The sequence below is a fragment of the Streptacidiphilus sp. PB12-B1b genome (assembly GCF_014084125.1).
Taxonomy (GTDB): domain Bacteria; phylum Actinomycetota; class Actinomycetes; order Streptomycetales; family Streptomycetaceae; genus Streptacidiphilus.
In genome coordinates, this window is the sequence record NZ_CP048405.1 from 1,453,559 (window position 1) to 1,478,039 (window position 24,481).

Here is a 24,481-nt window from a genome sequence, read left to right on the forward strand (position 1 = left end):
ATGTCGTTCTTCGGATAGATTTTCTGCTGTGCAGCAGCCCTCCGAGGACCACGACAGCGGATCCGCCGCGCTCGCCCCCTCCTCGTCGCTGCGGCTGCGCGACGACGCGGCCCTGCTACAGGCCCCGTTCCGGCTGCGGGTGCTCACCCCGCTCACCGCGATGCTGCTGGTCGTCTTCTTCGACCTGGTCTCCGGTCCGGACACCTACCTGGCCTCGCTGATGTCGGTGGTGCCGCCGCTGGCCGCGCTCACCCTGTACCCGCTGGAGGTCGTGCTCACCAGCGCCCTGGGCCTGATCGGGCTGGTCGGGCTGAGCCGGTACGACGGCCTGGACGACTCGCACGACCACCGGCTGTTCCTGGGCACGCTGATCGCCTACGCGGCGCTGACCGTGGCCGGGGCCGTCATCTCCCAGCTGCGGGTGGAGCGCAGCCGGCACCTGGTCGCCGTCAGCACCGTCGCCGAGGCGGCCCAGTTGGCGCTGCTGCGCCCGCCCGGCCCGCACGTCGGCGGCATCCTGCTGGCCGCCCGCTACGTCTCCGCCGCCGACTCGGCGCAGATCGGCGGCGACCTCTACGCCGTCCTGGACACCCCGTACGGCGTACGGGCCGTCATCGGGGACGTCCGGGGCAAGGGACTGGGCGCGGTCCAGGCCGCGTCGGTGGTGCTGGGGGCGTTCCGCGAGGCCGCGTACGACGAGCCGGAGCTGGTCGGGGTGGCCCGGCGGCTGGAGAGCAGCGTGGTCCGCCACGTGCCCTCCGGGGAGTTCACCACCGCGCTGCTGGTCGGGCTCAGCTGCCCGGAGACGGTGGAGCTGGTCCACCTGGGCCATGTCGCGCCGCTGCGGATCTCCCCGGACGGCTCGGTGGCCGTGCTCTACCCGCCCGATCCGTGGGTGCCGCTCGGGCTGGGCGCTATGGCCGTGGGCTCGCCGCGCCCGTGGACGGTGCCGTTCGGCCCCGGCGACGTGCTGCTGCTGTGCACCGACGGGGTGGTGGAGGCGCGCAGCCACGAGGACGGCCGGTTCTACCCGCTGGAGGAGCGGGCGCCCGCGCTGACCGCCGGCAGCAGCGCGGATCTGGAGGCGGCCGTCGCCCGGGTCTACGCGGACCTGCTCCGGCACACCGGCGGCGAACTGCGCGACGACGCCGTCCTGCTGCTGCTGGCCCGCGACGGCGAGCCGGCGGCGCTGGAGCCGGGTGCGGACTGAGCCCCCCGCGCCGCCTCGCTGAGGTCCGCCCTGTCCTGCCCCCGCTCCGCGCGTCACCCGAACGGGTGCGGCGGCATGCGCGCCGCCCGAGCCCCGACCAGGCTGGGGCCACCGGCCATACCTGGGCCACCGACAAGGGAGCGGCCATGTTCCAGATCATCTGGATCGTCATCGTCGGCGCGATTCTCGGCTTCCTGGCGAAGCTGCTGCTGCCGGGCAGGCAGGCCATCCCGATCTGGCTGACCGTGCTCTGCGGCATGGTCGGCGCGCTGCTCGGCAACTACATCAGCTCGGTCATCGGCGTCCGCCACACCAGCGGCATCGACTGGATCCGGCACCTGCTGCAGGTCGTCGGCGCGCTGGTGGTGGTGGCCGCGGGCTCCGCGCTCTACCCGCAGGCCAGGTCCAGGAACTGATGCCCGGTCGGCTCTCCCCTATGCTGGCGCGATGCCAGTCGAGGGACGAATACCAGCCGCGCACGCCACCGCAGGGCGAAATCCGGCCACGGCCGGGCGGGTCGGCGGCGGCGCCGCCGGAGGCCCGCGCGGCCCGGTGGCCGAGGGCGGCGCGGGCGCCGGGCTGCGCGCCGCCTGGCTGCTCGGGACGCTGCTGCTGACCCTCGGCGCGCTGGTCGGCGCGGCGCTGCTGGCCCCCGCCGACGGCGCCGCGCCCGGCCCGGCCCTGGGCGGGCTGCTGTTCCTCGGCTCCTCCGTGCACGTCGCCACGACCGCGTGGTTCTACACCGTGCCCGAGGTGCGGCGGCACGTCGCCGCCCACCGCGGACGCTATGTCACCGCACCGCTGGCGCTGGTCCTCGGCACCGCCCTGCTCGCCGCCGCCGTCCCGGCCGGGCCCTTCGATCTGCTGCTGCTGGCCTACTTCGGCTGGCAGTTCTTCCACTTCCAGAAGCAGAATCTGGGCCTGGCGGCGCTGGCCCGCTCCGCGTACGGCGGCGCGCCGCTGGCCGGCGGCGAGCGCCGGGCCATCACCGCCGCCGGACTGGCCGGTATCGCCGGGCTGCTCAGCCACCCGGCGCTGCTGCAACTCGGCGACGTCCCCCGGGTGGGCCCGCTGTTCCCGGTCGCGGCCGGGGCGTACGCGCTGGCCCTCGGCTACGGGGTGGTGCAGCTGATGCGGCGCGCCCCCGAGGACCGCCGGGGCTGCGCCGGGGCGGTCTACCTGACCTCGCTGCTGTTCTTCCTGCCGGTCTTCCTGTTCCGCTCGCCGTACGCCGCCGTGGCCGGGATGACCGTCGCCCACGGCTACCAGTACCTGCTGGTCGTCGGCCTGGTCGCCGGGGGCGGCGGCGCGCCCCGGGCGCAGCGGCTGGTCTCGCTGGCGGTACTGCTCAACCTCGGGCTGGTCCTCGGCCTGGGCCTGAACCTGGCCTCGCACCTGCACACCGGCGGACGCCTCGACCGCGCCGTCTACGGCGCCTACCTGGGCGCGGTGATGGGGCACTTCGTGGTCGACGCCGGACTCTGGAAGCTGCGCGACGATTTCCCCCGCACCTTCCTCGGCCGCAGGCTCCCCTACCTCCTCGGCCGCTGACCCCCGGCCCGGCCGTTGGCCGCCGGGCCCGCCCGGCCGTGGGCCCGCTGCCCGCCGGGCCGCCAGCCGCCAGCGGACCGTCAGCCACGGCCGGACCTCCGGCTGCCGCCGGGGGCCGCCCGGGCGTCGGCTGCCGCCGGGGGCCGCCCGGGCCGGGGGCTGCTGCCGGTGCCTGTCGGGCAGTCAGCTGCCACCGGGGGCCGTCGGGCAGCCAGCTGCCACCGGTGCCCGCCGGGCGTCGGCTGCCGCCGGGGGCCGCCCGGGCCGGGGGCTGCTGCCGGTGCCTGTCGGGCAGTCAGCTGCTGTCGGAGTCCGCCCGGCCGTGGGCCGCTGCCCGCCGGGCAGCCAGCTGCCACCGGGGCCCCGCCCCGGGTCGTCAGCCGCCGCCGCAGCCCCCGGCTGCGCCTGCGGACGGGCCCAGGTACCAGATCAGCACCACCGCCGCGACGGCCAGCCCCAGCAGCAGCGGCAGCGTGACCAGCAGCGCCCGCCGTCGGCTGCCCGGCCGGTCCGCCGCCTGTCCGGCCTCCGCCGCTGGCGGCTGCGCCCCCGCTGCCCGATACGCCTCCGCTCCCGGCTCTGCCTCGGCTGCCGGTACTGCTGGCTGTGCCACCGCGTCCGCCATCATGCCTCCCCCTGGATCGCTCGTGCGCGTGCCTGCTTCGCTGCTGGGACGCGGGAGCGGGGCGGCGGGTTCCGCCGACGGGACGTCAGTAGCGGCTGCCGGTGGGGGCGGGCAGCGCGTCCAGGCGGGCCAGGTCCTCGGCGGTCAGCTCCACCTCGGCCGCGCCCGCGTTGTCCTCCAGGTAGGCGGGGTCTTGGTGCCCGGGATCGGCACCACGTAGCGGCCCTGCGCCAGCACCCAGGCCAGCGCCACCTGGGCCGGGGTCGCCCGGTGCTGCTCGGCGATCCCGCGCACGGCCTGCACCAGCGACTGGTTGGCGGCCATGGCCTCGGCCTGGAAGCGCGGCATGGTCCGCCGCCAGTCGTCCTCCGGGAGGTCCTCGACGGAGGCGAAGCGGCCGGTGAGGAAGCCTCGTCCGAGCGGCGAGAACGGCAGGAAGGCGATGCCCTCGCGCTCGCAGTAGGGCAGCACCTCCGCCAGCGGGTCGCGGGTCCACAGCGACAGCTCCGACTGCACGGAGGCCACCGGGTGCACCGTCCGGGCCCGGCGGATCTCCTCCACGGTCACTTCGGACAGCCCGATCTGCAGCGCCTTCCCGGCCGCCACCGCCTCCGCCAGCGCGCCCCAGGTCTCCTCGACCGGGACGTCCGGGTCCACCCGGTGCAGCTGGTAGAGGTCCACATGGTCGGTGCCCAGGCGGCGTAGGCTCTCGTCGATGGACCGGCGGACGTGCTCCGGCCGCCCGTTGCGGACCAGCGGGGCGGTCGCCGAGTCCGCCGCGGGGTTCCGGGTCAGCCCCACCTTGGTGGCCAGGACCACCCGCTCCCGCCAGCCGTCCGCCAGCGCCCGGCCGACCAGAGCCTCGTTGGTGTAGGGGCCGTAGGCGTCGGCCGTGTCGATCAGGGTCACCCCGAGGTCGACGGCCCGCCGGATCACCCGGACGGAGGTGTCGTCGTCGTGCCCGGTCGGGTCGTACGCATGGGACATCCCCATGCAGCCCAGCCCGACGACGCCGACCTCAGGACCCTTGCTGCCCAGCGTGGTGGTTCGCATCTGTGTCGCTCTCCTTCGCGGACGTCCCGTACCCGCCCAGCCTGCCCCTTGGAGCGCACTCCAGGTCAAGCCCACGCCGACGGGGGCGTGCCGGGCGGATCGGGGCGGCCGCTGGGCGAAGCGGCCGCTACGCGAAGGGGAAGGCCACGTCGCAGGCGTCCTGGTCGGGCGCGGTGGCCTCCCAGTCGGTGAAGTACACCTCCCTGGGCTCGCCGGAGACCCGGTGGCCCCGGCCGGTCACCCAGGCGGAGACCGCCTCGTACGCCGACAGGATCTGTGGGAACTCCACCTGGCCCTTGGTCAGCCGGGTGTACGCCTCCCGGTGCCCGGGCTCCTCCCGGACCGCCACGCCGCCCAGGTCCGTGCCGGGCGCGGGCGCCACCGGCACGCACACCTCCACCGGGCCGTCGCCGTCCTCGTCCACCTCGCCGTGGTAGACGACGAACACGTTCCCGCTGGGGCCGCCGAGCTTCTCGGCGGCGCGCGTCAGCCGGCCGGTGGCGCCGCCGATGAACCCCGGCAGCTCCTCCGGCGACAGGTGTCGCTGCTCCGTCAGTACCCGCTGCGCGGGCACCTCCCGCTCCTTGATGTCGAACATCTCCGTGCTCCCTGCTCCGCCTGACAATCGGATCCGGAGGTGCGCCGCGAGCCCGCGCCGGGCCGCGACCCGCCGCTCCACGCCGTCCCAGTACGCCTCGACCAGCTGCGCCGCCTGCGGGCCGGGCGCCGCCAGCACCTCGGCGACCTCGGCCAGCGGCATGTCGAGCCGCCGCAGCTGGACGATCAGCCGGGCGGTCGCCAGCTGCTCCTCCCGGTAGCGGCGGTATCCGCTGACCGGGTCGACGTCCGCCGGGACCAGCAGTCCCAGCCCGTCGTACAGGCGCAGGGCCTTGGGCGAGAGCCGGGACCGGCGGCCGAAGACGCCGATGCCCAGCAGTGCGCCCTGCGGTGGACGGCTGCCGTCGCCGGGATCGGGGCTCATGGCGCTCCTCCTTGGTACGGGGACCACGGTTCCCTCTGCCCCAGGGGCAGGGTCAACCGTACAGGTCAAGGCTCTTGCGGGCCTTCGGGAACAGGGCGTCGACCAGCTCGTCGTACCAGCTCGCGGCGAAGGTCAGGTCGTACGCGGTGAACGGGATCCCGGCGGCGGCGGACACCTCGGCGGCGCTGAGCCGGTCGAAGCGCACATGGCTCATGTGGACGCTGCGGCGCCCCTCGGCGTCCAGCAGCAGCAGCGTCGCCTTGGTCTGCCCGTACTCGGGCAGCGCCCGATGGCCGACCCAGACCACCTCGGCGACCGGGCTCACCTGCGCCCAGTCCGCCTGCGGGGCCTCGCCCGGTCGCCCCATCGGCAGCGGCACGGGGACGCCGGTGTTGTTGAGGGTGAGGTTCCGCCCGTCCCAGCGCAGCACGGTCATGCCCGGCCGGGAGCGGTCCACCCGGTGCCGGCGCTTGCGGCCGTACGTCGTGCAGGGCGTGGGCGAGGGCTCGCCGGCCGGCTGCCGCAGCTCCGGCTCGGGCAGCCCGGTGACCATCGGGCCGCCGGCCGCGAGCGACCTGCGGCTGATCCTGCGCAGCACCTCCGCTGTCGCGGCGGCCCGCCGCAGCTGTCCCGGCCACAGCCGCCACACCTGGCGTTCGAGCAGCAGCACCAGCAGGGCGGCGCAGGTCAGGGCGGCTCCGGTGTCGGCGGCGGCGTGGGCGCTGCCCAGGGCGTGCCGCCCGTCGAACCGGCGGTCGACGGCCAGGCAGAGCGTGGCGGCGGCCAGTAGCACGGCGCCGATCCGCCAGAACACGCGCCGGTGGCGTTCGCGGAAGCGCAGCGGGTCGGGCAGCCCGGCCTCGGGCGCGCGCCAGACCGGCAGCGAGAGCGCGGCCACCAGCAGGGTCAGGCCCAGGTCGTGGCAGACCTTCAGGCGGCTGCCCGGGACGGCGATGAGCAGCACGCCGGGGAGGGCGACCAGCAGCTGCGGCAGCACGCGGCCCAGCCGGGCGTACCGGCGCCGTCGGCGGTCGGCCGCCGCCAGCAGGGTGGAAATGCCGGACACCGTGACTCCGTTTCAGCTCAGCAGAAGTAGCAGCGAACCTGAATAGTTGATGATGTCAAGTTGTCGGAGTATGCTCCGATCCATGAGCAGCACCACGCCTGCACCCCAGGCCCCCACCAAGGCGGACCTCATCGAGGAGTTCGCCGCGCTGGGCGCAGCCTACTTCCAGGACTTCGCCGCGGTCGCAGCCCGGCACGGCCTGACGTCGGTCCAGGCCAAGGCGCTCGCGGTGCTGGTGCGCACGCCGGTGCCGATGCGCGGCCTGGCCGACGCGCTGGTCTGCGACGCCTCCAACGTCACCGGCCTGGTCGACCGGCTGGAGGTGCGCGGCCTGGTCCGGCGCGAGGTCAGCGCCGTCGACCGGCGCATCAAGATCGTCGTGGCGACCGAAGCCGGGGCGGACGCGATCCGCGCCGTCCGCGACGACATGCAGACCACGCACGAGGCCCTGGACCTGCTCGACGACCAGGAGCGGACCGTCCTGTACGACCTGCTGACCCGGCTGCGCCCGGTCCTGGAGCAGTCCGGCTGACCCTGCGGACCGTCCCGGCCCGCCTGCGCGGCCCGTGCGGACGGGCGGCCCCGGCAGCCCCGGCGGCCCGGGGGATCAGCCCCGGACCGCCTCCACCGCGCGCAGGATCCGCTGCTCGGAGACCGGGTACGGGGTGCCCAGCGGCTGCGCCCACAGGCTCACCCGCAGCTCCTCCAGCATCCAGCGGATCTGCACCACGTCCTCGTCCTCGCGCCGGTCCGGCTCCAGCCCCGCCAGCAGCTCGTCGTAGGCGTCCCGCATCCTGAGCATCACGCTGGTGCGGTCCCGGTCCCGGTGCGGGTCCTCGGGCAGCTTCACCAGCCGGCGCTCCACCGCCTTCAGGTAGCGCAGCAGGTCCGGCAGCCGCCGGTGCCCGGTGTCGGCGACGAAGCCCGGGTGGATCAACTCGGCCAGCTGTGCCCGGATGTCGGTCAGCCCGGTGAGCAGCAGCAGGCTGTTGCCGATGGTCTTCAGCCGCTCGGCGATCCGGTGGTTCACCGCGAGGATATTGGCCACCTTCACCACCGCGTCGGCGGTGGCGTCGTACAGTTCCGCCCGGACGTCGTCGCGCAGCCGGGTGTACGACTCCTCGTCCCAGACCGGGCCGCCCGCGTCCGCGATCAGCTTGTCGGCGGCGGCGGTCAGGCAGTCCGCGAACAGCGCCTCGGTGGAGCCGTGCGGATTGGCCGCCAGCGCCAGCTTGGCGCCGTTGCCCAGGCGCGACTGGATCGAGTTGACCGGCGAGGCCGTGCCCAGCAGCAGCAGCCTGCGGGTGCCGCCGAGCATGGCCCGCTGCTGCGCCCGGGGCGTGTCCAGCAGCCGCACCGACACCGAGTCGCCGTCGTCCACCAGCGCCGGATAGCCCTTGACGGTCTGCGCGCCGCGCTTCTGCACGAAGGAGTGCGGCAGTTCGCCGATGGTCCACTCCTTCATCCCGCGCTTCTCCAGGCCGCCGGCGGCCTCGGCGATCGCGGCCTGGGTGCGGGTCCGCAGGTCGATCTTGAGGGCGTCCAGATCCTTGGACTCGCCGAGCTTGCGGCCCTTGTCGTCGACCACCCGGAAGGTGATCCGCAGGTGGTCCGGGACGGCCTCGTAGTTCCAGCTGTCGCGCGGCACCGGGATGCCCCGGAGCCGGTGCAGCTGCCACTCCAGCAGCTCCACCAGCGGCTTGTCGTCCGGCGAGGTCGCCGCCAGGCCGCGCATCACGTGCTTGGCGAAGTCCGGCGCGGGGACGAAGTTGCGGCGCAGCTGCTTGGGCAGCGAGCGGATCAGCGCGGTCACCAGGTCCTCGCGCAGGCCCGGGATCTGCCAATCGAAACCGGCCGGGCGGACCTGGTTCAGCAGCGTCAGCGGGATGTGCACGGTGACGCCGTCCGCCTCCGCGCCCGGCTCGAACTGGTAGGTGAGCGGAAGGGTGATCTCGCCCTGCTGCCAGACCGAGGGGTAGTCCCGCTCGGTGACGGCGGTGGCGTTGTCGTTGACCAACAGGTCGGGGGTGAAGGTCAGCAGGTCCGGACGGGTCCGGTGGGCCTTCTTCCACCAGCTGTCGAAGTGCGCCCCGGAGACGACCTCCGCGCCGATCCGCTGGTCGTAGAAGTCGAACAGCGTCTCCTCGTCCACCAGGATGTCCCGGCGCCGCGCCCGGTTCTCCAACTCCTCGACCTCGTCCAGGAGTTTGCGGTTGTCGTGGAAGAAGCGGTGGTGCGTCCGCCATTCGCCCTCGACCAGGGCCCGGCGGATGAACAGCTCCCGGGACAGCTCGGGGTCGATCTTCCCGTAGCCGACCTTGCGCTGCGCGACCAGCGTCACCCCGTACAGCGTGACCTTCTCGAAGGCGACGACCTGGCCGCGGTCCTTCTCCCAGTGCGGCTCGCTGTAGCTGCGCCGCAGCAGGTGCTGCGCCTGCTCCTCGATCCACTCCGGCTCGACCTTGGCGGCGATCCGGGCCCACAGCCGCGAGGTCTCCACCAGCTCGGCGGCGATCACCCAGCGCGGGGTCTTCTTGAACAGCGCCGAGCCGGGGAAGACCGCGAACTTGGCGCCGCGCGCGCCGAAGTACTCCTGCTTCTCGGCGTCCTTGAGGCCGATGTGCGACAACAGCCCGGCCAGCAGCGAGCGGTGGACGGCGTCACCGTCGACCTCGTCCCCGGGGTGCCCGGCTTCGATGTCCAACGACCGCGCCACCTGGCGCAGTTGGGCGTCGATGTCCTGCCACTCCCGTATCCGCAGGTAGTTCAGGAACTCCGACTTGCACATCCGCCGGAACTGGCTGGAGGACAGCTCTTTCTGACGGTCCTTCAAGTACCGCCAGAGATTGAGGTAGGTGAGGAAGTCCGAGGTGGGGTCGGTGAAGCGGGCGTGCAGCTGGTCGGCGTGGGCCCGCTTCTCGACCGGCCGCTCGCGCGGGTCCTGGATGGACAGTGCGGCGGCGATCACCATGACCTCGCGGACCACGCCGTGGCGCTCGGCCTCCAGCACCATCCGCGCCAGGCGCGGATCCACCGGCAGGGCGGACAGCTTGCGGCCGACCGGGGTCAGCCGGTTGGTGCGCTCGGAGGTGTCCAGCGCGCCCAGCTCCTGCAGCAGGTCCACGCCGTCCTTGATGTTCCGCCGGTCCGGCGGCTCCAGGAACGGGAAGGCCCCGATGTCGCCCAGCCCGGCGGCCGTCATCTGCAGGATGACCGACGCCAGGTTGGTGCGCAGGATCTCCGGGTCGGTGAACTCGGGGCGGGACTCGAAGTCCTCCTCCGAGTACAGCCGGATGCAGATGCCGTCCGAGGTACGCCCGCAGCGGCCCTTGCGCTGGTTGGCGCTGGCCTGCGAGACCGCCTCGATCGGCAGCCGCTGCACCTTGGTGCGGTGGCTGTAGCGGGAGATCCGGGCGGTGCCCGGGTCGATCACGTAGCGGATGCCGGGGACGGTCAGCGAGGTCTCGGCGACGTTGGTGGCCAGCACGATCCGGCGTCCGTTGTGCTGCTGGAACACCCGGTGCTGCTCGGCCGAGGACAGCCGGGCGTACAGCGGGACGACCTCGGTGGAGCGCAGGTTCTGCTTCTCCAGGGCGTCGGCGGTGTCGCGGATCTCGCGCTCACCGGAGAGGAACACCAGGATGTCGCCCTGGCCCTCGGCGCCCAGCTCGTCCACTGCGTCGCAGATCGCCTGCACCTGGTCGCGGTCGCGGTCGATCTCGTCCGGGCCGCCCTCGTCGTCCTCGGCGGAATCGTCCACGATCGGGCGGTAGCGGACCTCCACCGGGAAGGTCCGCCCGGACACCTCGATGATCGGCGCCTCCTCGCCGGAGCGGGGATCGGCGAAGTGGCGGGCGAATCGCTCCGGGTCGATCGTGGCCGAGGTGATGACCAGCTTGAGATCCGGCCGCTTGGGCAGCAGCTGCTTCAGATAGCCCAGGATGAAGTCGATGTTCAGGCTGCGCTCGTGCGCCTCGTCGATGATCAGGGTGTCGTACTGGCGCAGCAGCCGGTCGTTCTGGATCTCCGCCAGCAGGATGCCGTCGGTCATCACCTTGACGGCCGTCTCCGGGCCGACCTGGTCGGTGAAGCGGACCTTCCAACCGACGGTCGAGCCCAGCTCCGTGCCCAGCTCCTCGGCGACCCGCTCGGCCACGGTGCGGGCGGCGATCCGGCGCGGCTGGGTGTGGCCGATCAGGCCGCGCACCCCCCGGCCCAGCTCCAGGCAGATCTTGGGGATCTGGGTGGTCTTCCCCGAGCCGGTCTCACCCGCGATGATCACCACCTGGTGGTCCCGGATGGCCGCCAGGATGTCCTCCCGGCGGGCGCTCACCGGCAGCGACTCCGGGTAGACCGGGGTCGGCACCGACGCCCGGCGGTTGGCCACCCGCAGCTCGGCGGCCTCGATCTCGGCGGTGATCGCGCTCTGCTGGCGCTCGCGCTTCTCCGGCTCGCGGACCTTGCGCAGACCCTCCAGACGGCGGCCCAGCCGCTCCTCGTCGCGCAGGGTGAGGCCGCTCAGCCGCGCGGCCAGGCTGCCGAGCGGCGCGGGCGCGTCCCCGGCGCTGCCCGCGTCCCGTGGCTCGCCGGTCTCCTCGGCGTCCCGGGTCTCGGCGTCCCGGACGTCCCGGGGCGGACGGCGGTCCGTGCCGGGCCTGCGCCCGCGCGCCCGGGCGCGGCCGGACGGGGCGCGGTCGGGCGTGGCGGGGTCGGGCGTGGCGGGGTCCGGTGCGTTCCTGTCGGGCACGCTGCCGTCGGGCGCGCCGCTGTCAGGAGTGCCGCTGTCGGGCGCGCCGTCGGGAGTGCCGCCGTCGGGCACGCCGGAGCGCGCGTCGCCGCGCGGCCCGCGTGGGCGGCGGTTGCGACTGCGGCTGTTGCGGGGGGTCCTCGCGGTGTCGTCCGTGCTGGGGGTGGTGCTGGACGACTCGGCGGCGGACTGGACTGCGTCGGTGGTGCTCTGCGGGGTACCCATTGCGCCCCCAAGCCTACGCAAGCGGCCCCCTCACCTGTCGACCCGATATCGGTGCAGCCCGCCGAGGTCGCCCTCGCGGCCGAAACCCGCCCGCAGCAGCACCTGCTGGGAGGCGGTGTTCTCCGGGTAGGTGCCGGCCGTGACCGCGCGTACGGCGGGGTGGGTGAAGGCGAACGCGGTGAGCGCTCGCAGCGTCTCGGTGGCGTAGCCGAGGCCCCTGGCCTGCGCCACCAGCTCGTAGCCGACCTCGACCGAGCCTTCGGCGTCCGGCGGCCCGTGGAAGCCGGAGCCGCCCACGGCCAGGCCGTCGGCGTCGCGGACGATCACGAACAGGCCCCAGGGCGGCCGGTGCCAGCCGACCTCGTCGGCGCGCTCCACGATCCCGGCCAGATCCCGCGTGCCGGTGCCCGGCGCGCCGCCGAGCCAGGTCCACCCGCCGTCGCCGCCGCGGGCGAGCAGCCGGGCGGCCCCGGCGGAGGCAGGCTGCAGCCGCAGCCGCTCGGTGGGGATGACGCTGCACGGGATCACAGAGCGAGTATCCCGCGCCCGGCCCCCAGCCCGTCCCCGCACACGGCCGACCGCCCGGCGTGGGTCAGTCCTCTTCCGGGTCGTCCTCGTCGGAGCCGTCCTTGGCGTCGAGGTAGGTCTCGGCCACGTGCGTGTCCAGCGGGAAGCGGACCGGTGTGTCGCCGAAGACCAGTCGCCGGGCCTCCTCCCCGGCTGCGGCCACCGCCTCCCGGACGGCGTCCGCCAGCTGCGCCGGGGTGTGCACCACCACCTCGTCGTGCTGGAAGAACACCAGCCGGGGCCGGTCCCCGGGGAGGCTGGTCGGGATCTGCGCCAGCCGCCGCCGCAGCGCCGCGATCAACGCCAGCGCCCAGTCGGCGGCGCTGGCCTGGATGACGAAGTTCCGGGTGAAGCGCCCCCGCGAGCGGGTGTCCCGGGCGGCGTCCTCGGCCGAGCCGTCCGACGCGCCCTCGGTCAGGTCCAGCCATCCGGCCGACGGCGGCGGGCACACCCGGCCGAGCCGGGAGCGGACCACCCCGCCGGCCTCGCCGGTCCGCGCCGCCGCCTCCACCAGGCCCATGGCCTGCGGAAACCTGCGCCGCAGCACCGCCACCAGCTGGCCGGTCTCGCCGCTGGTCTGCCCGTACATCGCGCCCAGCAGCCCCAGCTTGGCGCGGGCCCGGTCGCCGCCGAAGGCGTCGGCGGCCAGCCCCGCGTACAGATCGCCCTGCGCGCCCGCCCGGATCATGCCGGGATCGCCGGACATCGCCGCCAGCACCCGGGGCTCCAGCTGCCCGGCGTCCGCGACCACCAGCAGCCAGCCCGGATCGGCCACGGCCGCCCCGCGCATGATCCGGGGGATCTGCAGCGCCCCGCCGCCCCGGCTCGCCCAGCGCCCCGACACCACCCCGCCGACGACGTACTCCGGACGGAAGCGGCCGTCCCGTACCCAGGCGTCCCGCCAGGCCCAGCCGTGCGCCGCGTGGATGCGCGACAGCTCCTTGTAGCGCAGCAGCAGCGGCGCGGCCGGGTGGTCCACCGCGCGCAGCACCCAGTTGCGGGTGGACGTCAGGCTGACGCCCTGCTCGGCGAAGGCGCGCAGCACCTGCGAGGGCGAGTCCGGATTGAGCGGACGGCCGCCCAGGGCCTGCTGCAGCTCCACGATCAGGGCCGCCAGCTTGGCGGGCTGTGCGCCGCCGTGCGGGCGCGGGCCCAGCAGCTCGGTCAGCAGCGCGTCATGGGCCTGCGCGCTCCACGGCAGGCCGTCGAAGCCCAGCTCGGCCGCGGCCAGGCCGCCCGCCGACTCGGCCGCGCACAGCAGCCTGGTCCGCGCCGGGTCGCTCCCGGCGGCGATCCGGCGCTGCTGCTCGGCGTGGACGGCGACCAGCGCGTCGAGGGCGTCCACGCCGGGCGGCAGCCGGCTGCGGTCGGGGGCGAAGAGGGAGTCCTGGTCGCCGCCGCCGTGGCCCTCGGGCAGGTCCTCGGGCACCTGCCCGCCGTGCAGCCGGGCCCAGGCCGCGCCCAGCGAGCGCGGCTGGCCGTAGCGGTCCTCCTGGCCGAGCAGCAGCGGCTCGACCAGCTTGACGTCATGGCAGCGGCCCAGGCGGCGGTCGCCCAGGGCGGGCAACAGCCGGCCGTAGACCTCGTCCGTCGCCGCCCACACCCAGCGGGGGGCTGCCGCCGCCTCCCACTGCGCCAGCGCCGAGGCCAGGTCGCGGACCCGCACCGGCCCGTCCAGCGGCGCGCCGCCCTCGGCCAGCGGCTGCAGCCGACCGCCGGGGCCGTCCTGGTCCGCCGCCACCGCCACCCGGGGTGCTGCCTGGCCTGCCACCTGGCGGCTCACCATCCCTGTCGTCCCTGCCTGCGTTCCGTACCGGCGCTGGTCGGGCGAGGTGCCCGGGCCTGCTGCGGAACGTACCACCGGGCACTGACAGCGGGCCGCCGCCGGTCGTCGGCGGGTCGGGACGGCGCCACGGCGGGACGTCAGGGCGTCACGGCGTCAGGGGGTCGCTGGGTCAGGAGGTGAGCCGGACCGGCATCAGCAGCGAGAAGCTGTCGGCCCCGGGCTCGGGCAGGCGGATCGCCAGCGGGGTGACCGGGCCGCCGACCTCCAGCAGCAGCTGCTCCCGGCCGTCCAGCCGGAGGGCGTCCAGCAGGAACTGCCGGTTCACCGCCACGCGGAGCGTCCCGTCGCCGGACGGGCCGCCCGGCGCTGCGTCCGGCTCCTCGGCGGGGGCCGCGTCCGGGGCCTCGACGGTGATCGTGTCGTCCGCCGCCAGGGCCAGGACCGAGATCTCGAACTCGGCGCCGTCCTGCTCGCGGCGCTGGATGCGGGTCGGGCCCTCGGCCAGGGCCCGGCGCAGCGCGGCCACGTCCACCGGGACCAGTCGGCCGGCCGGGAGCCGGGACAGCCGCCGGTAGTCGGGGAAGTCGGCATCCAGCCGCACCCCGGCCGCCTGGCTCCCGCCGACTTCCAGCGCGACCCGGTCGCCCTCCAGGCTGAGCACCGCCTCGCCCTCGGCGCTGCCGCCGAGCAGCGCCCGCATGGCGTCCACCAGCGCCGCCGGGACGACGGCCCGTGCCGACGGGCCGTCGAATCCGGCGGATGCGCCGGACAGGGCCATCCGGTAGCGGTCCGTCGCCGCCAGCCGGAGCGATCCGGTCCCGGCTCCGGCCGCGCCGTCTGCGTCTGCGTCTGCGTCGGCGTCGAACAGGACGCCGCCCAGCATGGGGAGCGCGTCGTCGGTGCTGACCGCGAAGCGGACCGAGCCCAGGGCCCCGGCCAGCTCGGAGGCGGACAGGGTGAGGCGGGTGGTGCTGGTGGCGGTGGTGTTCACAGGGGTCTCCCTCAGTGCGAGAAGTGCTCGGACGGAGGAGAGCTCGCGGCGGGCATCGGCCAGACCGCTCTCGAGGCGCAGCAGATGGGCGTCCAGCAGCGTCCGGACCAGCGAGGCGTCCTCGCTGGACCAGCCCGCCAGGATCAGCCGGATGTCCGCCAGCGGCATCCGCACCCGGCGCAGCCGGGCCAGCAGTCGGGCCTCCCCGAGCTGCTCCGGGGCGTACCAGCGGTAGCCGCTGTCCGGATCGACCCAGGACGGCACGAGCACCCCTGCGCCGTCGTAGAACCTCAGGGCGCTGACCGTCAGACCGCTGTCGCGGGCCAGTTCGCCGATGCTGCGCATGTCGTCGCTCTCCACACCCGGGACTCTGCGGGCTCGACCTGGTCGAGGGTCAAGCAGCAGTGCTCGGCCGCCGCTGAGCCGGTGGTTCAGCGCGTCGGGGTGAGGCCGAGGCCGGTGCCGGGGGCCGGGGCGCGACGGGTGATCACGTAGCCGCGCGGGCCGGACAGCCGCAGCCACGCCGGGTGCCGGTGCAGCGCCACGCTCTCGGCCTGGTGCAGCAGCCCGACCAGGTAGGCCGCGTGGACGGCGCGCAGGGTGAGGCCGGAGGGGTGGAGCTGCCGGGACCAGATGGACTCGGCCAGGGCGTCCGGGTCGGCGCTCTCCCGCCGGAACTCGGTGATCGCCGCCCGGACGGCCGCGCGCAGCGGCTCGCTGGGAAGGTCGCCGAGGTGCTCCCAGCCCCTGCGCGGCGGCAGCAGCCCGGCCCAGGCGGGGCCGGTGATGGGGGAGGGGAGGTCCAGGGCGGTCGGTGCGCCGGACGTCCGCGGCGCGGGGACGGCCTCCGGCGGGGTCGCTGAGGCCGTCCCCGCCAGGGCGTCGACGGCGTCCAGCAGCTGCCCGGCGGAGACGGTGAGGTCCGCCGGGGCCTCCTCGGAGAGCCGGGCGGTGCGGACCGCCAGCGGGCCGGTCTCCCCGAGCGGCAGCCGAGCGAACACGGCCAGCCCCAGCCCTGCCGTCTGCAGCCGCACCGCGGCGGCCTTGTCGAAGCGGATCAGCCTGCTGAGGAAGGCGCCCAGATCGGCCGCCTCCCGGACGTCGGCCAGCTGCAGCGCGGTCACGCCGCTACCGTTGCCTTCTCCACATAGTCGGCGAGGAAGGCCCGCTCGGACGTGGTCAGCCGGCGCGGCCTGCCCTCCGCGATGTCGTAGGGGACGACGACCGTGGAGGCGCGGACGTACACCGTCTCCTCGTCCTTGATCTCGTAGGCGACCGTGAACGAGGCGTGGCCGAGCCGCGTCAGCCAGGTCTCGATGGTGACCGGCGTCGGCCGGTAGACCAGCGGCCGCAGGTAGTCGATCTCGTGCCTGGCCACCACCGAGCCCTCGGAGAACGCCTTCTCCCCGGCCTCGCCCGCGTTGGTGAAGGTGAGGTCGATGCGTGCCTCTTCCAGATAGCGCAGGAAGACCACGTTGTTGACGTGCCCGAACGCGTCCATGTCGGACCAGCGCAGGGGACAGGCGTATATGTGGCGGGCCACTGAGTTCTCCGATGGGGCTGGATACCGGGGCAGGCGGGCCGCCTGCCGCACATGCGGTGCGGTACAGGAGGCCCAGCCTGCCCCGGCGGTGTTGCGGACAGGTGTCGCGCGGGTCAGCGCGGATCGACCGGCGGACGCCCGGTCAGCCCCGGGTCAGCTTCTTGTAGGTGGCGCGGTGCGGACGGGCCGCGTCGGCGCCCAGGCGCTCGACCTTGTTCTTCTCGTACGCCTCGAAGTTGCCCTCGAACCAGTACCACTTGGAGTCGCCCTCGTACGCGAGGATGTGCGTGGTGACCCGGTCCAGGAACCAGCGGTCGTGGGAGATGACCACGGCGCAGCCGGGGAACTCCAGCAGGGCGTTCTCCAGCGAGCCGAGGGTCTCGACGTCCAGGTCGTTGGTGGGCTCGTCGAGCAGCAGCAGATTGCCGCCGACCTTGAGCGTCAGCGCCAGGTTGAGCCGGTTCCGCTCACCGCCGGAGAGGATGCCCGCGGGCTTCTGCTGGTCCGGGCCCTTGAAGCCGAAGGCCGACACGTAGGCGCGGGACGGCATCTCGACCTGCCCGACGTTGATGTAGTCCAGCTCGTCGGAGACCACGGCCCACAGCGACTTCTTGGGGTCGATGTTGGCGCGGCTCTGGTCGACGTACGAGACCTTGACCGTGTCGCCGATCCGGACCTTGCCGGAGTCCGGCTCCTCCAGCCCGAGCAGCATCTTGAACAGTGTGGTCTTGCCGGCGCCGTTGGGGCCGATCACGCCGACGATGCCGTTGCGCGGCAGGGTGAAGCTGAGGTCCTCGACCAGCAGCTTCTCGCCGAAGGACTTGGAGAGGTTGTTGACCTCGACGACGACGTTGCCCAGGCGCGGGCCCGGCGGGATCTGGATCTCCTCGAAGTCCAGCTTCCGCATCTTGTCGGCCTCGGCCGCCATCTCCTCGTAGCGGGCCAGACGCGCCTTGGACTTCGCCTGGCGGCCCTTGGCGTTGGAGCGGACCCACTCCAACTCCTCCTTGAGCCGCTTGGCGCGCTTGGCGTCCTTCTGGCCCTCGACCTTGAGGCGGGTGGCCTTGGTGTCCAGGTAGGTGGAGTAGTTGCCCTCGTACGGGAAGGCGCGGCCGCGGTCCAGCTCCAGGATCCACTCGGCGACGTTGTCCAGGAAGTACCGGTCGTGGGTGACGGCGACGACGGTCCCGGCGTACTTCTCCAGGTGCTGCTCCAGCCACTGGACGGACTCGGCGTCCAGGTGGTTGGTGGGCTCGTCGAGGAGGAGCAGGTCCGGGGCCTCGAGCAGCAGCTTGCACAGGGCGACCCGGCGCTTCTCGCCACCGGAGAGGGTGGTCACCGGCCAGTCGCCGGGGGGGCAGCCCAGGGCGTCCATGGCCTGCTCCAACTGGGCGTCGAGATCCCAGGCGTTGGCGTGGTCCAGGACGTCCTGGAGCGTGCCCATCTCCTCCAGCAGCGCGTCGGAGTAGTCGGTCGCCATGAGCTCGGCGATCTCGTTGAAGCGGTTGAGCTTCGCCTTGATCTCCTTGACGCCGTCCTCGACGTTCTCCAGGACGGTCTTGCTCTCGTCGAGCGGGGGCTCCTGCAGGAGCATGCCGACGCTGAAGCCGGGGGAGAGGAACGCCTCGCCGTTGGAGGGCTGCTCCAGCCCGGCCATGATCTTCAGCACAGTGGACTTGCCCGCGCCGTTGGGGCCCACGACGCCGATCTTTGCCCCAGGCAGGAAACTGAGCGTCACGTCGTCAAGAATGACCTTGTCGCCGTGCGCCTTCCGGGTCTTGCGCATGGTGTAGATGTACTCAGCCAAGATGAACCGTCCGGCGTCGTTGGTGGGGTGGCTACAGCCTTCCATTGTGCCGCACCGGAGGCGGGCTCCGGGCAGCGCGGGGGCGGCCGCCCGGGTCAGTCCCCCGCGACCCCGGCGGCGACGCCCGCGCCCGCACCCACCGGGACGGCGGCGGGCATGTCGGCAGGCATGTCGGCGGGGGCGGTGGCACTGGCGGGGCCGGTGGCGGCGGGGCCGGTCGGGGCCGGGAGGCTGTCGCGCTGCGCCGGGGCCGTCCGCGTGGCCAGAGCCGCCACCAGCTCCGGGCGGCCCCGCACGGCTCGTCGGAAGGCGGAGGTGCCCCGGCACAGGTCGTGGCCGATGGCTGCGGCCTCGATCTCCGGGACCAGCCCCTTGGGCCTGCCCTCGCCGCTCTCCCACTCGCGGATCCGCAGCCGCCCGGTGACCAGCAGCGGATCGCCGCGCCCCACCGAGCCCAGGACGTTCTCCGCCAGCCAGCGCCAGCTCCACACGACGAACAGGCTGGTGTCGCCGTCCACCCAGCACTGCCGCTGCCGGTCGAACCGCCGGTCGGTGGCCGCCAGGCGGAAGTTGGCCACCGGCACGCCGCCGATCGTCGTGGAGTACTTCACCTCGGAGACGACATTGCCCACCAGAGTCACCATCGTGCCGTTCATGCCCAGCCCCGTTTCCATTCCCTCGCCGCTTCCGTAGCGGCGGCTTCTGGCACGAGCCTGCACGAGCCGGACGACAATCCGGGACGGATAAGGGCGAACTGTGGACAAGTAGTGCCCTGTGGAAAACGCTGCCACTCGATCGGGTGCACTTGTTCCGGTACGGCCCCGCCATTCAGGTGATCCGGCCCGGTTCCGGCCTCTCTCAGTTCCGGGGCGACCGACCGCTACCGCAACCCGGCGCGTCCATAACGGCTGAGGCAGCAGCGCCGTAACGACTGAACAACAGCCCGCGCTCTGGGGTCCCGCACCGCTGCGCGCACCGACTCCACCTGCGATTATCAGACCGCTCCACGGAGGAACCGGCCTACCATACTTCCGCCGGAGCGCCAGGTACGGAGTCCTGTCGCGCTTATCCTGTCCCTCGACAGGAGTCTCCCGGCATCTTCAGGCTCCCCGTCCCGCCCCCATAGCTCAGCGGATAGAGCAGGTGCCTTCTAAGCACTTGGCCGCAGGTTCGAGTCCTGCTGGGGGCACCCTACGAATTTCCCATGGACATGCCATGCCTGAACCTAATGGTGCAGGTCAGAGGCCGTCTGTTTAGCCTTAAACAGTGCTGCGGGCCCATATCCGGCGATATCCGGATGCCCCGGTTCTGGGCGAATCGACTCCCGGCAATGCGGACGCCGCAATGCCGTCCCGGCGCGCCTCCGGGACGCTCAGCGCGGGCCGGGAGCCGTGCGCGGGAGCGGCCGACGCGGGCGGATGCCCCGGGCCGGACGCTCCAGTATGACCGGCACGCCGTTCTGGAGGTCGAGCCGCCGCTGCCGGTCCGACACGCAGAACAGGCAGGCGCCGTCCGCCGTCGGGTCCGTCGGCGCGCCGGGGTGGACCTCGCAGCCGGAGGTGTTGCGCGGCCGGGACAGCTCGCGGGCCACGATGAACGCCTGGTGCACCGCGTCCGCCAGCTGCGAGAACTCGGCGTCCGCCGAGCGCAGCGACAGCCCGTAGGCCAGATCGCCGGTCGTCCGGACGAAGCGCTGCAGCAGCTCGAAGGTGTACGGGGGCGCCGGGATCGGATACCCCAGCGCGTTCGCCCGGGGCGCGACCGCCGGCAGGTCGGCGACGGCGGTGCCCCGGCGCCGGGCGTCGTTGCACAGCAGGCAGCGGGACCAGCCCTGCGGGGCCTCCGGGTCGATCGCCCCGTTGGGGTGCCGGTCGCAGCCGGTGTACGTCCGCGCCGGAGCGAGGTTCCGGGCGACGGTGAACAGCAGGTACAGCTCGTCGGTCACGACCTCCAGCTCGGCCGGATGCGAGTCCGCGTACAGTGCGCGGACGGTGCCGTCGAGCGCCGCGAGCTTGGTGCGGAACTCTCCGAGGAGGAAGGGCCTGCCGGTAGGAACGGCGTAGCGCTGGTTGCGTCGCGTGTCGTTCATGGGGACCAGAGTGTCACGCCCTCGGCAGTGCTCCAAGCGGGGAGACGGTGGGGGCGGGTGGCGGGAATGGCTGGTGGGGCGTCAGGAGGGCTCTGGGGAAAAGGGGTTGCCGGGGGCGGCGGGAACGGCAGCGGCCCGGCGGTCGGATCGGGTCCGAGCGCCGGGCCGCAGGCCGCTGGCCGCGGAGGCGGTGGGGCCGTGAGGCGTGGGGCCGTGGGGCTGTCGGCTGCGGGGTTGCAGGAGGTCAGCTGCGGGCTTCGGCGACTGCCGCGCCGAGCGACTCCTTGATGCGCGGGCCGAGCCGGGAGAAGCCCAGCTCCTTCATGGCCGCCCGGAGAAGCTCGTCGTCCGTGCGGTCGACGCCGTCGCCGTCGATCCAGTGCACGACCGACAGCAGCTCCGCTGCCGAGTAGGCGCTGACCGGCCGCCCCGGCGTGACGGCCGGCTTCGCCGACCGCGCCGCGGGGACGCCTGCGGCGGGCGCGGGGGCCGCAGCGGGGGCGGGGGACGCCTCGGCGGCGGGTGCGGGCTCCGGCGCGGGGGCGGCGTCGGTGGCGGGTACCGGCTCAGCGACGGGCTCGGCTTCGGCGACGGGCTTGGCCTCGGCGACCGGTTCGGCGTCGGTGGCGGGCTCGGCCTCGGCGTCGGTGGCGGTGGCGTGCACCGGCTCGGCCTCGGCAGCGGGATCGGCTTCGGTGGCGGCTTCGGCTTCGGTGGCGGCTACCGGCTCGATCTCGGCGGCGGGGGCCTCGCCTTCGGCGACGGCCTCTGCCGGGGTCTCGGCCTGCGGGGCGTCCTCGGTCACGGCCTCGTCGGTGACTGCGACGGTCTCGGGCTCAGCCTCGGGCTCGACCACGGCGTCCGCCTCAGGCTCGACCACGGCGAGCGCCTCGACGTCGGCGTCGGCGTCGGACTCCGCCTCGGGCTCGACGTCAGCTGCCGGCTCGGTTGCAGCCGCTGCGTCGGCCTCGGACTCTGCCTCGGCGGCGGCCTCCTCCTCGGCCTGTGCCTCGGTCGCGGGCTGCGGGTCGGCGGCAACCTCGGCCTCCGGCGCTGCCTCCGCCGCAACGGTCTCCGCCTCGGCCTCGGCCTCGGGGGCCGTCTCCGCCGTCTCGGCCTCGGGGGCTGCTGCCTCTTGGACCTTGGGGGCAGTCGCCGTGTCCTCGTCGGCTTCGGCTGCGGCCTCGGAGGTGGTTTTGGCCGCCTCTGCCTCGGCGTCGACCTCCGCTGCGGGCTCGGGGGTGGCCTCGATCTCGGTGGTCGTCGCTTCGGCTTCGGGGGCTGCCTCGGCGTCCTGGTCGGCTTCCGCCTCGGCGTCGGGGGTGGCCTTGGGCGCCTCCGCCTCGATCTTCGCCTCGATCTCGGCCTCGGCTTCGGGGGCTGCCTCGGCGTTTGCCTCGGCGGCTGCTTCCGCCTGGACCTCGGCCTCGGGAGCGGGCTTGGCCTCGGCGTTTGCCTCGGTCGGGGTCGTCGGGGGGGTCTCCGCCTGGACCTCGGTCTCGACGGTGGGGGTCGGGGGGGCGACTGCGGTGGCGGCGGCGGTGACGGCTTCGAGTGGCGTCGTGTCGCGGGCGTCGCCGTCCTCCCTCGGGCCGGGGAGCAGGGTCTGCAGGTCGTCGGAGCGGGTCGTGCCGAGGGTGCGGTCGCAGGCGGCGGCGACGGCCTCGCTGTCGGCGTGCTGTTCGGCGAGCTCGGCCAGCAGCTCGCCGTGGCCCTGCTGCTCGATGCCGTCGCGCAGGGCGCGCAGCGTGGGCAGCCGGTAGAGGGTGCCCTCGTCGGCGGCGAGTTCGTCGACGAGGTCGGCCAGCTCCGGGAACGGCATCGCGGTCAGGTCGTACTCGGGCAGCAGCCGGTCCAGCTCGCGCAGGCCGGTCCGGGCGGCTTCGATGGCCTGGGCGGCGTTGTCGAGGACGGTCGCGTCGGCGGGGAGCGCGGGCCGGGCGCCGTTCGGCGAGAGCGCGGACCATTCGGTGCACTCGGCCGGGATGGCGGCGAGGGCCTCGTGCAGCGCTCCCCGGCGGACCGCCGGCGAGGTGGCCAGGGCGCGGGCCTCCCGGCGCAGGGCGCGGCGGCGGCTCCAGGACAGCGTGACTCCGTGCTCCTTGCGCCAGCGGCCGCTCGCGGTGGCGGCGGTGAGCTCGTCCAGGTCGAGCGCGGCGAACGCGGCGGGGGTCACCGTCGCCAGGGTGGCCCTGACCCGGAGCAGCAGGGCGACGGCCTCGCTGACCGCCGCGGCGGTGTTCAGCTCGCCCAGCGTGGTCTCGGCGACCAGCCGGGCGGCGGTCTCCCGGGTGGCGGGCAGGTCGCGGCCGCGCAGCTCGGCGAGGACGGTGGAGGCGGCACGGGCCTCCTCGGGGGTGGCGACCGTGTCGACCGCCGCGTACCAGGCGTGGGTCTTCGCGGTCAGGGTGAAGCCGCCCAGCTCGGCGTAGCTGAGCAGGTCCGCACGGACACCTGACGGGTTTTCGTTGCTGGGTTCGCTCGCTGGAGCCTGGGACGTCTCATCGGTGGACGGTTGGAGCGCGGTCATAGTGTGGTCCGATTCGTGGCAGGGAGGACTGCGGCGCCGGGCTGGAGGCGGCGCTGCACGCGAACTGCTGCCGGACGGTCCCTTGCGGGCGGCTCCGTCCGACGCGGGGTTCCGTACGGCGCGAACGCTCACGATACGGGTGAGCCCCGGTGCCGTGCACGCACCCACGTCGCTATTGCCCGGCTGCGCTCCCGTATGGGGCAGCGTTCCGTGCGTACCGCTGCGACCTGCGCGCATGCGCGGGGTGCGGGTGACGCGTGGGGGACGCGCGGGCGGCGTGGGGGAGGTGCGCGGCAACGCGGGCCGCTGCGGGGGCGGTTCCGCCGGTCGCGGTCGGCGACAGCACGGCCGGGGGCCGCGCCGGGCGGTTCCGCGCGGCCGGGTGAGCGGCGGACGCGGCCGGGTCCGTCGGCGGGCTTGCCGGTGCGGGCGGTGTCGCGCGGACGGCCGGGGTGTCGGCGGCCGCGCGGTCAACGCGCCGGTAGGACAAGGCTGCTGACATATCATCCGACTTGCGGCCCCGGTCCCGGACGCGGCGGTGCGCCCGCAGGCGGGGCCTGCGGGCGCACCGGGGGGTCAACGCGCGGCGGGTGTCACGGTCGGGGCGTCAGGACGTGGTGGTGGTCTGCTGCCCGCTCGCGCTGCCGGACAGCCACTGCGTCCAGCTCAGGTTGAAGTCGGCGTAGCCGTTGTCGCCGGCGGCCAGGCCGCGCGGGGAGCCGGTGATGGTGATCGGGTCGCCCTGCTCCACGTAGTTGTAGAACCACTTGGCGTTGTCCAGCGACAGGTGCACGCAGCCGTGCGAGCCGTAGCTGTGGCCCGGGTACGGGTCGCCGGTGGAGTAGTGGACGTACGTGCCGGACGTCGTCAGCTGGACGTCCCAGGGCAGCGTGATGTCGTAGAAGTTCGGGTTGTTCTTGTCGCAGGTGATGTCGACGCTGCACGAGGTCATCCGCACCTCGGGCTGCTTGTCCATGACCGCCATCGTGCCGTCCCAGGACGGGAACTGCGGGCTGCCCGCGTCGATCGGCATGGTCTTCACCAGGGTGCCGTTGCGGTAGACCTTCATGGAGTGGTCGGGCGCGGACACCTTGGTCTCGACGTCGGCGCCGACGGTGAAGCTGTGGGTGTAGCTGTGGACGCCGTAGCGGCCGTTGCCGTCGCTTACGTTGGTCAGGTCCGCGTCCACGGTGACCTTGGTGCCGCTCGGCCAGTACTTCTCCGGACGCCAGTCGGCCCGGGTGCTGGTGAACCAGTGCCAGGCGCCGGTGACCGGCACCGAGGTGGTGATCTTCATGGCCTTCTCGACCGCGGCGCGGGCCGAGGAGGCGACCGGGTTGCTGAAGACCACGGATATGGGCATGGCCACGCCCACCGTGCTGCCAGTCTCCGGTTCTATGGTGTTCAGCAGCATCGGCGGCCCGGACGGGTGCGTGGGCGTCGGCGATGCGCTGGGGGTGCTGCTGGTGCCGGCGCTCGCGGTCGAGCCGCTGCCGGTGCTCGCGCCGGTGCTGCTGCTCGCACCGGCGCTGCTCCCTGCGGCCGGCTTCCCGGCGGTGGCAGAGGCACTGCCGCCGCACGCGCTCGCGCTTGCCAGTACCGCACTCACCAGGAGTGCGATCCCGATGCTGCCCTTGATCCGCCCCACGCGCCTGCTCCGCTCACGTCACTCATCAGATACGCCGACAATCCTAGAGACCTCGGACTGT

The 24,481-nt window shown here is 74.0% G+C and carries 18 protein-coding genes, 1 tRNA gene and 1 pseudogene; 5 read left to right on the top strand and 15 right to left on the bottom strand.

Going from position 1 to position 24,481, the window contains the following annotated elements; all coding sequences use genetic code 11:
* The first annotated feature begins 28 nt into the window (after nt 1-28).
* The 3 genes from GXW83_RS06595 (at nt 29) to GXW83_RS06605 (ending at nt 2,761) form a co-directional block, all read left to right on the top strand.
* On the top strand, nt 29-1,210 hold the full coding sequence (locus GXW83_RS06595) for a PP2C family protein-serine/threonine phosphatase (protein WP_225446805.1): 1,182 nt from the start codon (nt 29-31) through the stop codon (nt 1,208-1,210).
* Between the two features lie 146 nt (nt 1,211-1,356).
* Nucleotides 1,357-1,626, top strand: coding sequence for a GlsB/YeaQ/YmgE family stress response membrane protein (locus tag GXW83_RS06600; protein ID WP_182441942.1), 270 nt, complete (start codon nt 1,357-1,359; stop codon nt 1,624-1,626).
* A gap of 31 nt (nt 1,627-1,657) precedes the next feature.
* Nucleotides 1,658-2,761, top strand: coding sequence for a hypothetical protein (locus GXW83_RS06605; RefSeq protein ID WP_182441943.1), 1,104 nt, complete (start codon nt 1,658-1,660; stop codon nt 2,759-2,761).
* A 376-nt stretch (nt 2,762-3,137) separates the two neighbouring features.
* Here GXW83_RS06605 and GXW83_RS06610 read toward each other — a convergent pair whose 3' ends face one another.
* From GXW83_RS06610 to GXW83_RS06625, 4 genes and pseudogenes are all read right to left on the bottom strand, one after another.
* Nucleotides 3,138-3,374: a hypothetical protein gene (locus GXW83_RS06610; RefSeq protein ID WP_182441944.1), complete on the bottom strand. Its 237-nt coding sequence runs from the start codon at nt 3,372-3,374 to the stop codon at nt 3,138-3,140.
* A gap of 97 nt (nt 3,375-3,471) precedes the next feature.
* Nucleotides 3,472-4,439: pseudogene (locus tag GXW83_RS06615) on the bottom strand (aldo/keto reductase).
* Between the two features lie 127 nt (nt 4,440-4,566).
* Nucleotides 4,567-5,421 carry a MerR family transcriptional regulator gene (locus tag GXW83_RS06620; RefSeq protein WP_182441945.1) on the bottom strand — a complete coding sequence of 285 codons (855 nt, stop codon included), beginning with the start codon at nt 5,419-5,421 and terminating at the stop codon, nt 4,567-4,569.
* 52 nt (nt 5,422-5,473) lie between these two features.
* Entirely contained in the window at nt 5,474-6,487 is a 1,014-nt protein-coding gene (locus GXW83_RS06625) for a hypothetical protein (protein WP_182441946.1), read from the bottom strand.
* 82 nt (nt 6,488-6,569) lie between these two features.
* On the opposite strand from GXW83_RS06625, the gene GXW83_RS06630 reads away from it, so the two are divergent.
* Nucleotides 6,570-7,019 (top strand): MarR family winged helix-turn-helix transcriptional regulator, encoded by a 450-nt coding sequence (locus GXW83_RS06630; RefSeq protein WP_182441947.1) that lies wholly within the window; start codon nt 6,570-6,572, stop codon nt 7,017-7,019.
* Between the two features lie 75 nt (nt 7,020-7,094).
* Here the strand turns inward: GXW83_RS06630 and hrpA are convergent, their stop codons facing one another.
* From hrpA to GXW83_RS06670, 8 genes are all read right to left on the bottom strand, one after another.
* Nucleotides 7,095-11,459: an ATP-dependent RNA helicase HrpA gene (hrpA, locus tag GXW83_RS06635; RefSeq protein WP_182441948.1), complete on the bottom strand. Its 4,365-nt coding sequence runs from the start codon at nt 11,457-11,459 to the stop codon at nt 7,095-7,097.
* Between the two features lie 30 nt (nt 11,460-11,489).
* Entirely contained in the window at nt 11,490-11,987 is a 498-nt protein-coding gene (locus GXW83_RS06640) for a GNAT family N-acetyltransferase (RefSeq protein ID WP_225446806.1), read from the bottom strand.
* A gap of 64 nt (nt 11,988-12,051) precedes the next feature.
* A complete protein-coding gene (locus tag GXW83_RS06645; RefSeq protein ID WP_182441950.1) occupies nt 12,052-13,812 on the bottom strand; it encodes a bifunctional 3'-5' exonuclease/DNA polymerase in 1,761 nt (586 codons plus the stop codon).
* Nucleotides 13,813-13,981: 169 nt separating this feature from the next.
* A complete protein-coding gene (locus GXW83_RS06650; RefSeq protein WP_182447134.1) occupies nt 13,982-15,148 on the bottom strand; it encodes a MerR family transcriptional regulator in 1,167 nt (388 codons plus the stop codon).
* An 86-nt stretch (nt 15,149-15,234) separates the two neighbouring features.
* Nucleotides 15,235-15,927, bottom strand: coding sequence for a hypothetical protein (locus GXW83_RS06655; protein ID WP_182441951.1), 693 nt, complete (start codon nt 15,925-15,927; stop codon nt 15,235-15,237).
* A complete protein-coding gene (locus tag GXW83_RS06660) occupies nt 15,924-16,346 on the bottom strand; it encodes an acyl-CoA thioesterase (RefSeq protein WP_370466582.1) in 423 nt (140 codons plus the stop codon). The genes GXW83_RS06655 and GXW83_RS06660 overlap by 4 nt, the downstream gene beginning before the upstream one ends.
* 142 nt (nt 16,347-16,488) lie before the next feature.
* A complete protein-coding gene (ettA, locus tag GXW83_RS06665; protein ID WP_182447136.1) occupies nt 16,489-18,153 on the bottom strand; it encodes an energy-dependent translational throttle protein EttA in 1,665 nt (554 codons plus the stop codon).
* Between the two features lie 95 nt (nt 18,154-18,248).
* On the bottom strand, nt 18,249-18,809 hold the full coding sequence (locus GXW83_RS06670) for a single-stranded DNA-binding protein (RefSeq protein ID WP_182441952.1): 561 nt from the start codon (nt 18,807-18,809) through the stop codon (nt 18,249-18,251).
* Between the two features lie 460 nt (nt 18,810-19,269).
* Between GXW83_RS06670 and GXW83_RS06675 the strand changes: the two genes are divergently transcribed.
* Nucleotides 19,270-19,342 (top strand) — tRNA-Arg (locus tag GXW83_RS06675).
* Between the two features lie 183 nt (nt 19,343-19,525).
* Here the strand turns inward: GXW83_RS06675 and GXW83_RS06680 are convergent.
* From GXW83_RS06680 to GXW83_RS06690, 3 genes are all read right to left on the bottom strand, one after another.
* Nucleotides 19,526-20,242 (bottom strand): hypothetical protein, encoded by a 717-nt coding sequence (locus tag GXW83_RS06680; RefSeq protein WP_182441953.1) that lies wholly within the window; start codon nt 20,240-20,242, stop codon nt 19,526-19,528.
* A 244-nt stretch (nt 20,243-20,486) separates the two neighbouring features.
* Nucleotides 20,487-22,772, bottom strand: a complete 2,286-nt coding sequence (locus GXW83_RS06685) for a hypothetical protein (RefSeq protein ID WP_182441954.1) — start codon at nt 22,770-22,772, stop codon at nt 20,487-20,489.
* A gap of 607 nt (nt 22,773-23,379) precedes the next feature.
* The gene (locus tag GXW83_RS06690) at nt 23,380-24,420 is read right to left on the bottom strand and encodes an Ig-like domain-containing protein (RefSeq protein WP_182441955.1); all 1,041 of its coding nucleotides are present in this window, start codon (nt 24,418-24,420) and stop codon (nt 23,380-23,382) included.
* Nucleotides 24,421-24,481: the final 61 nt, after the last annotated feature.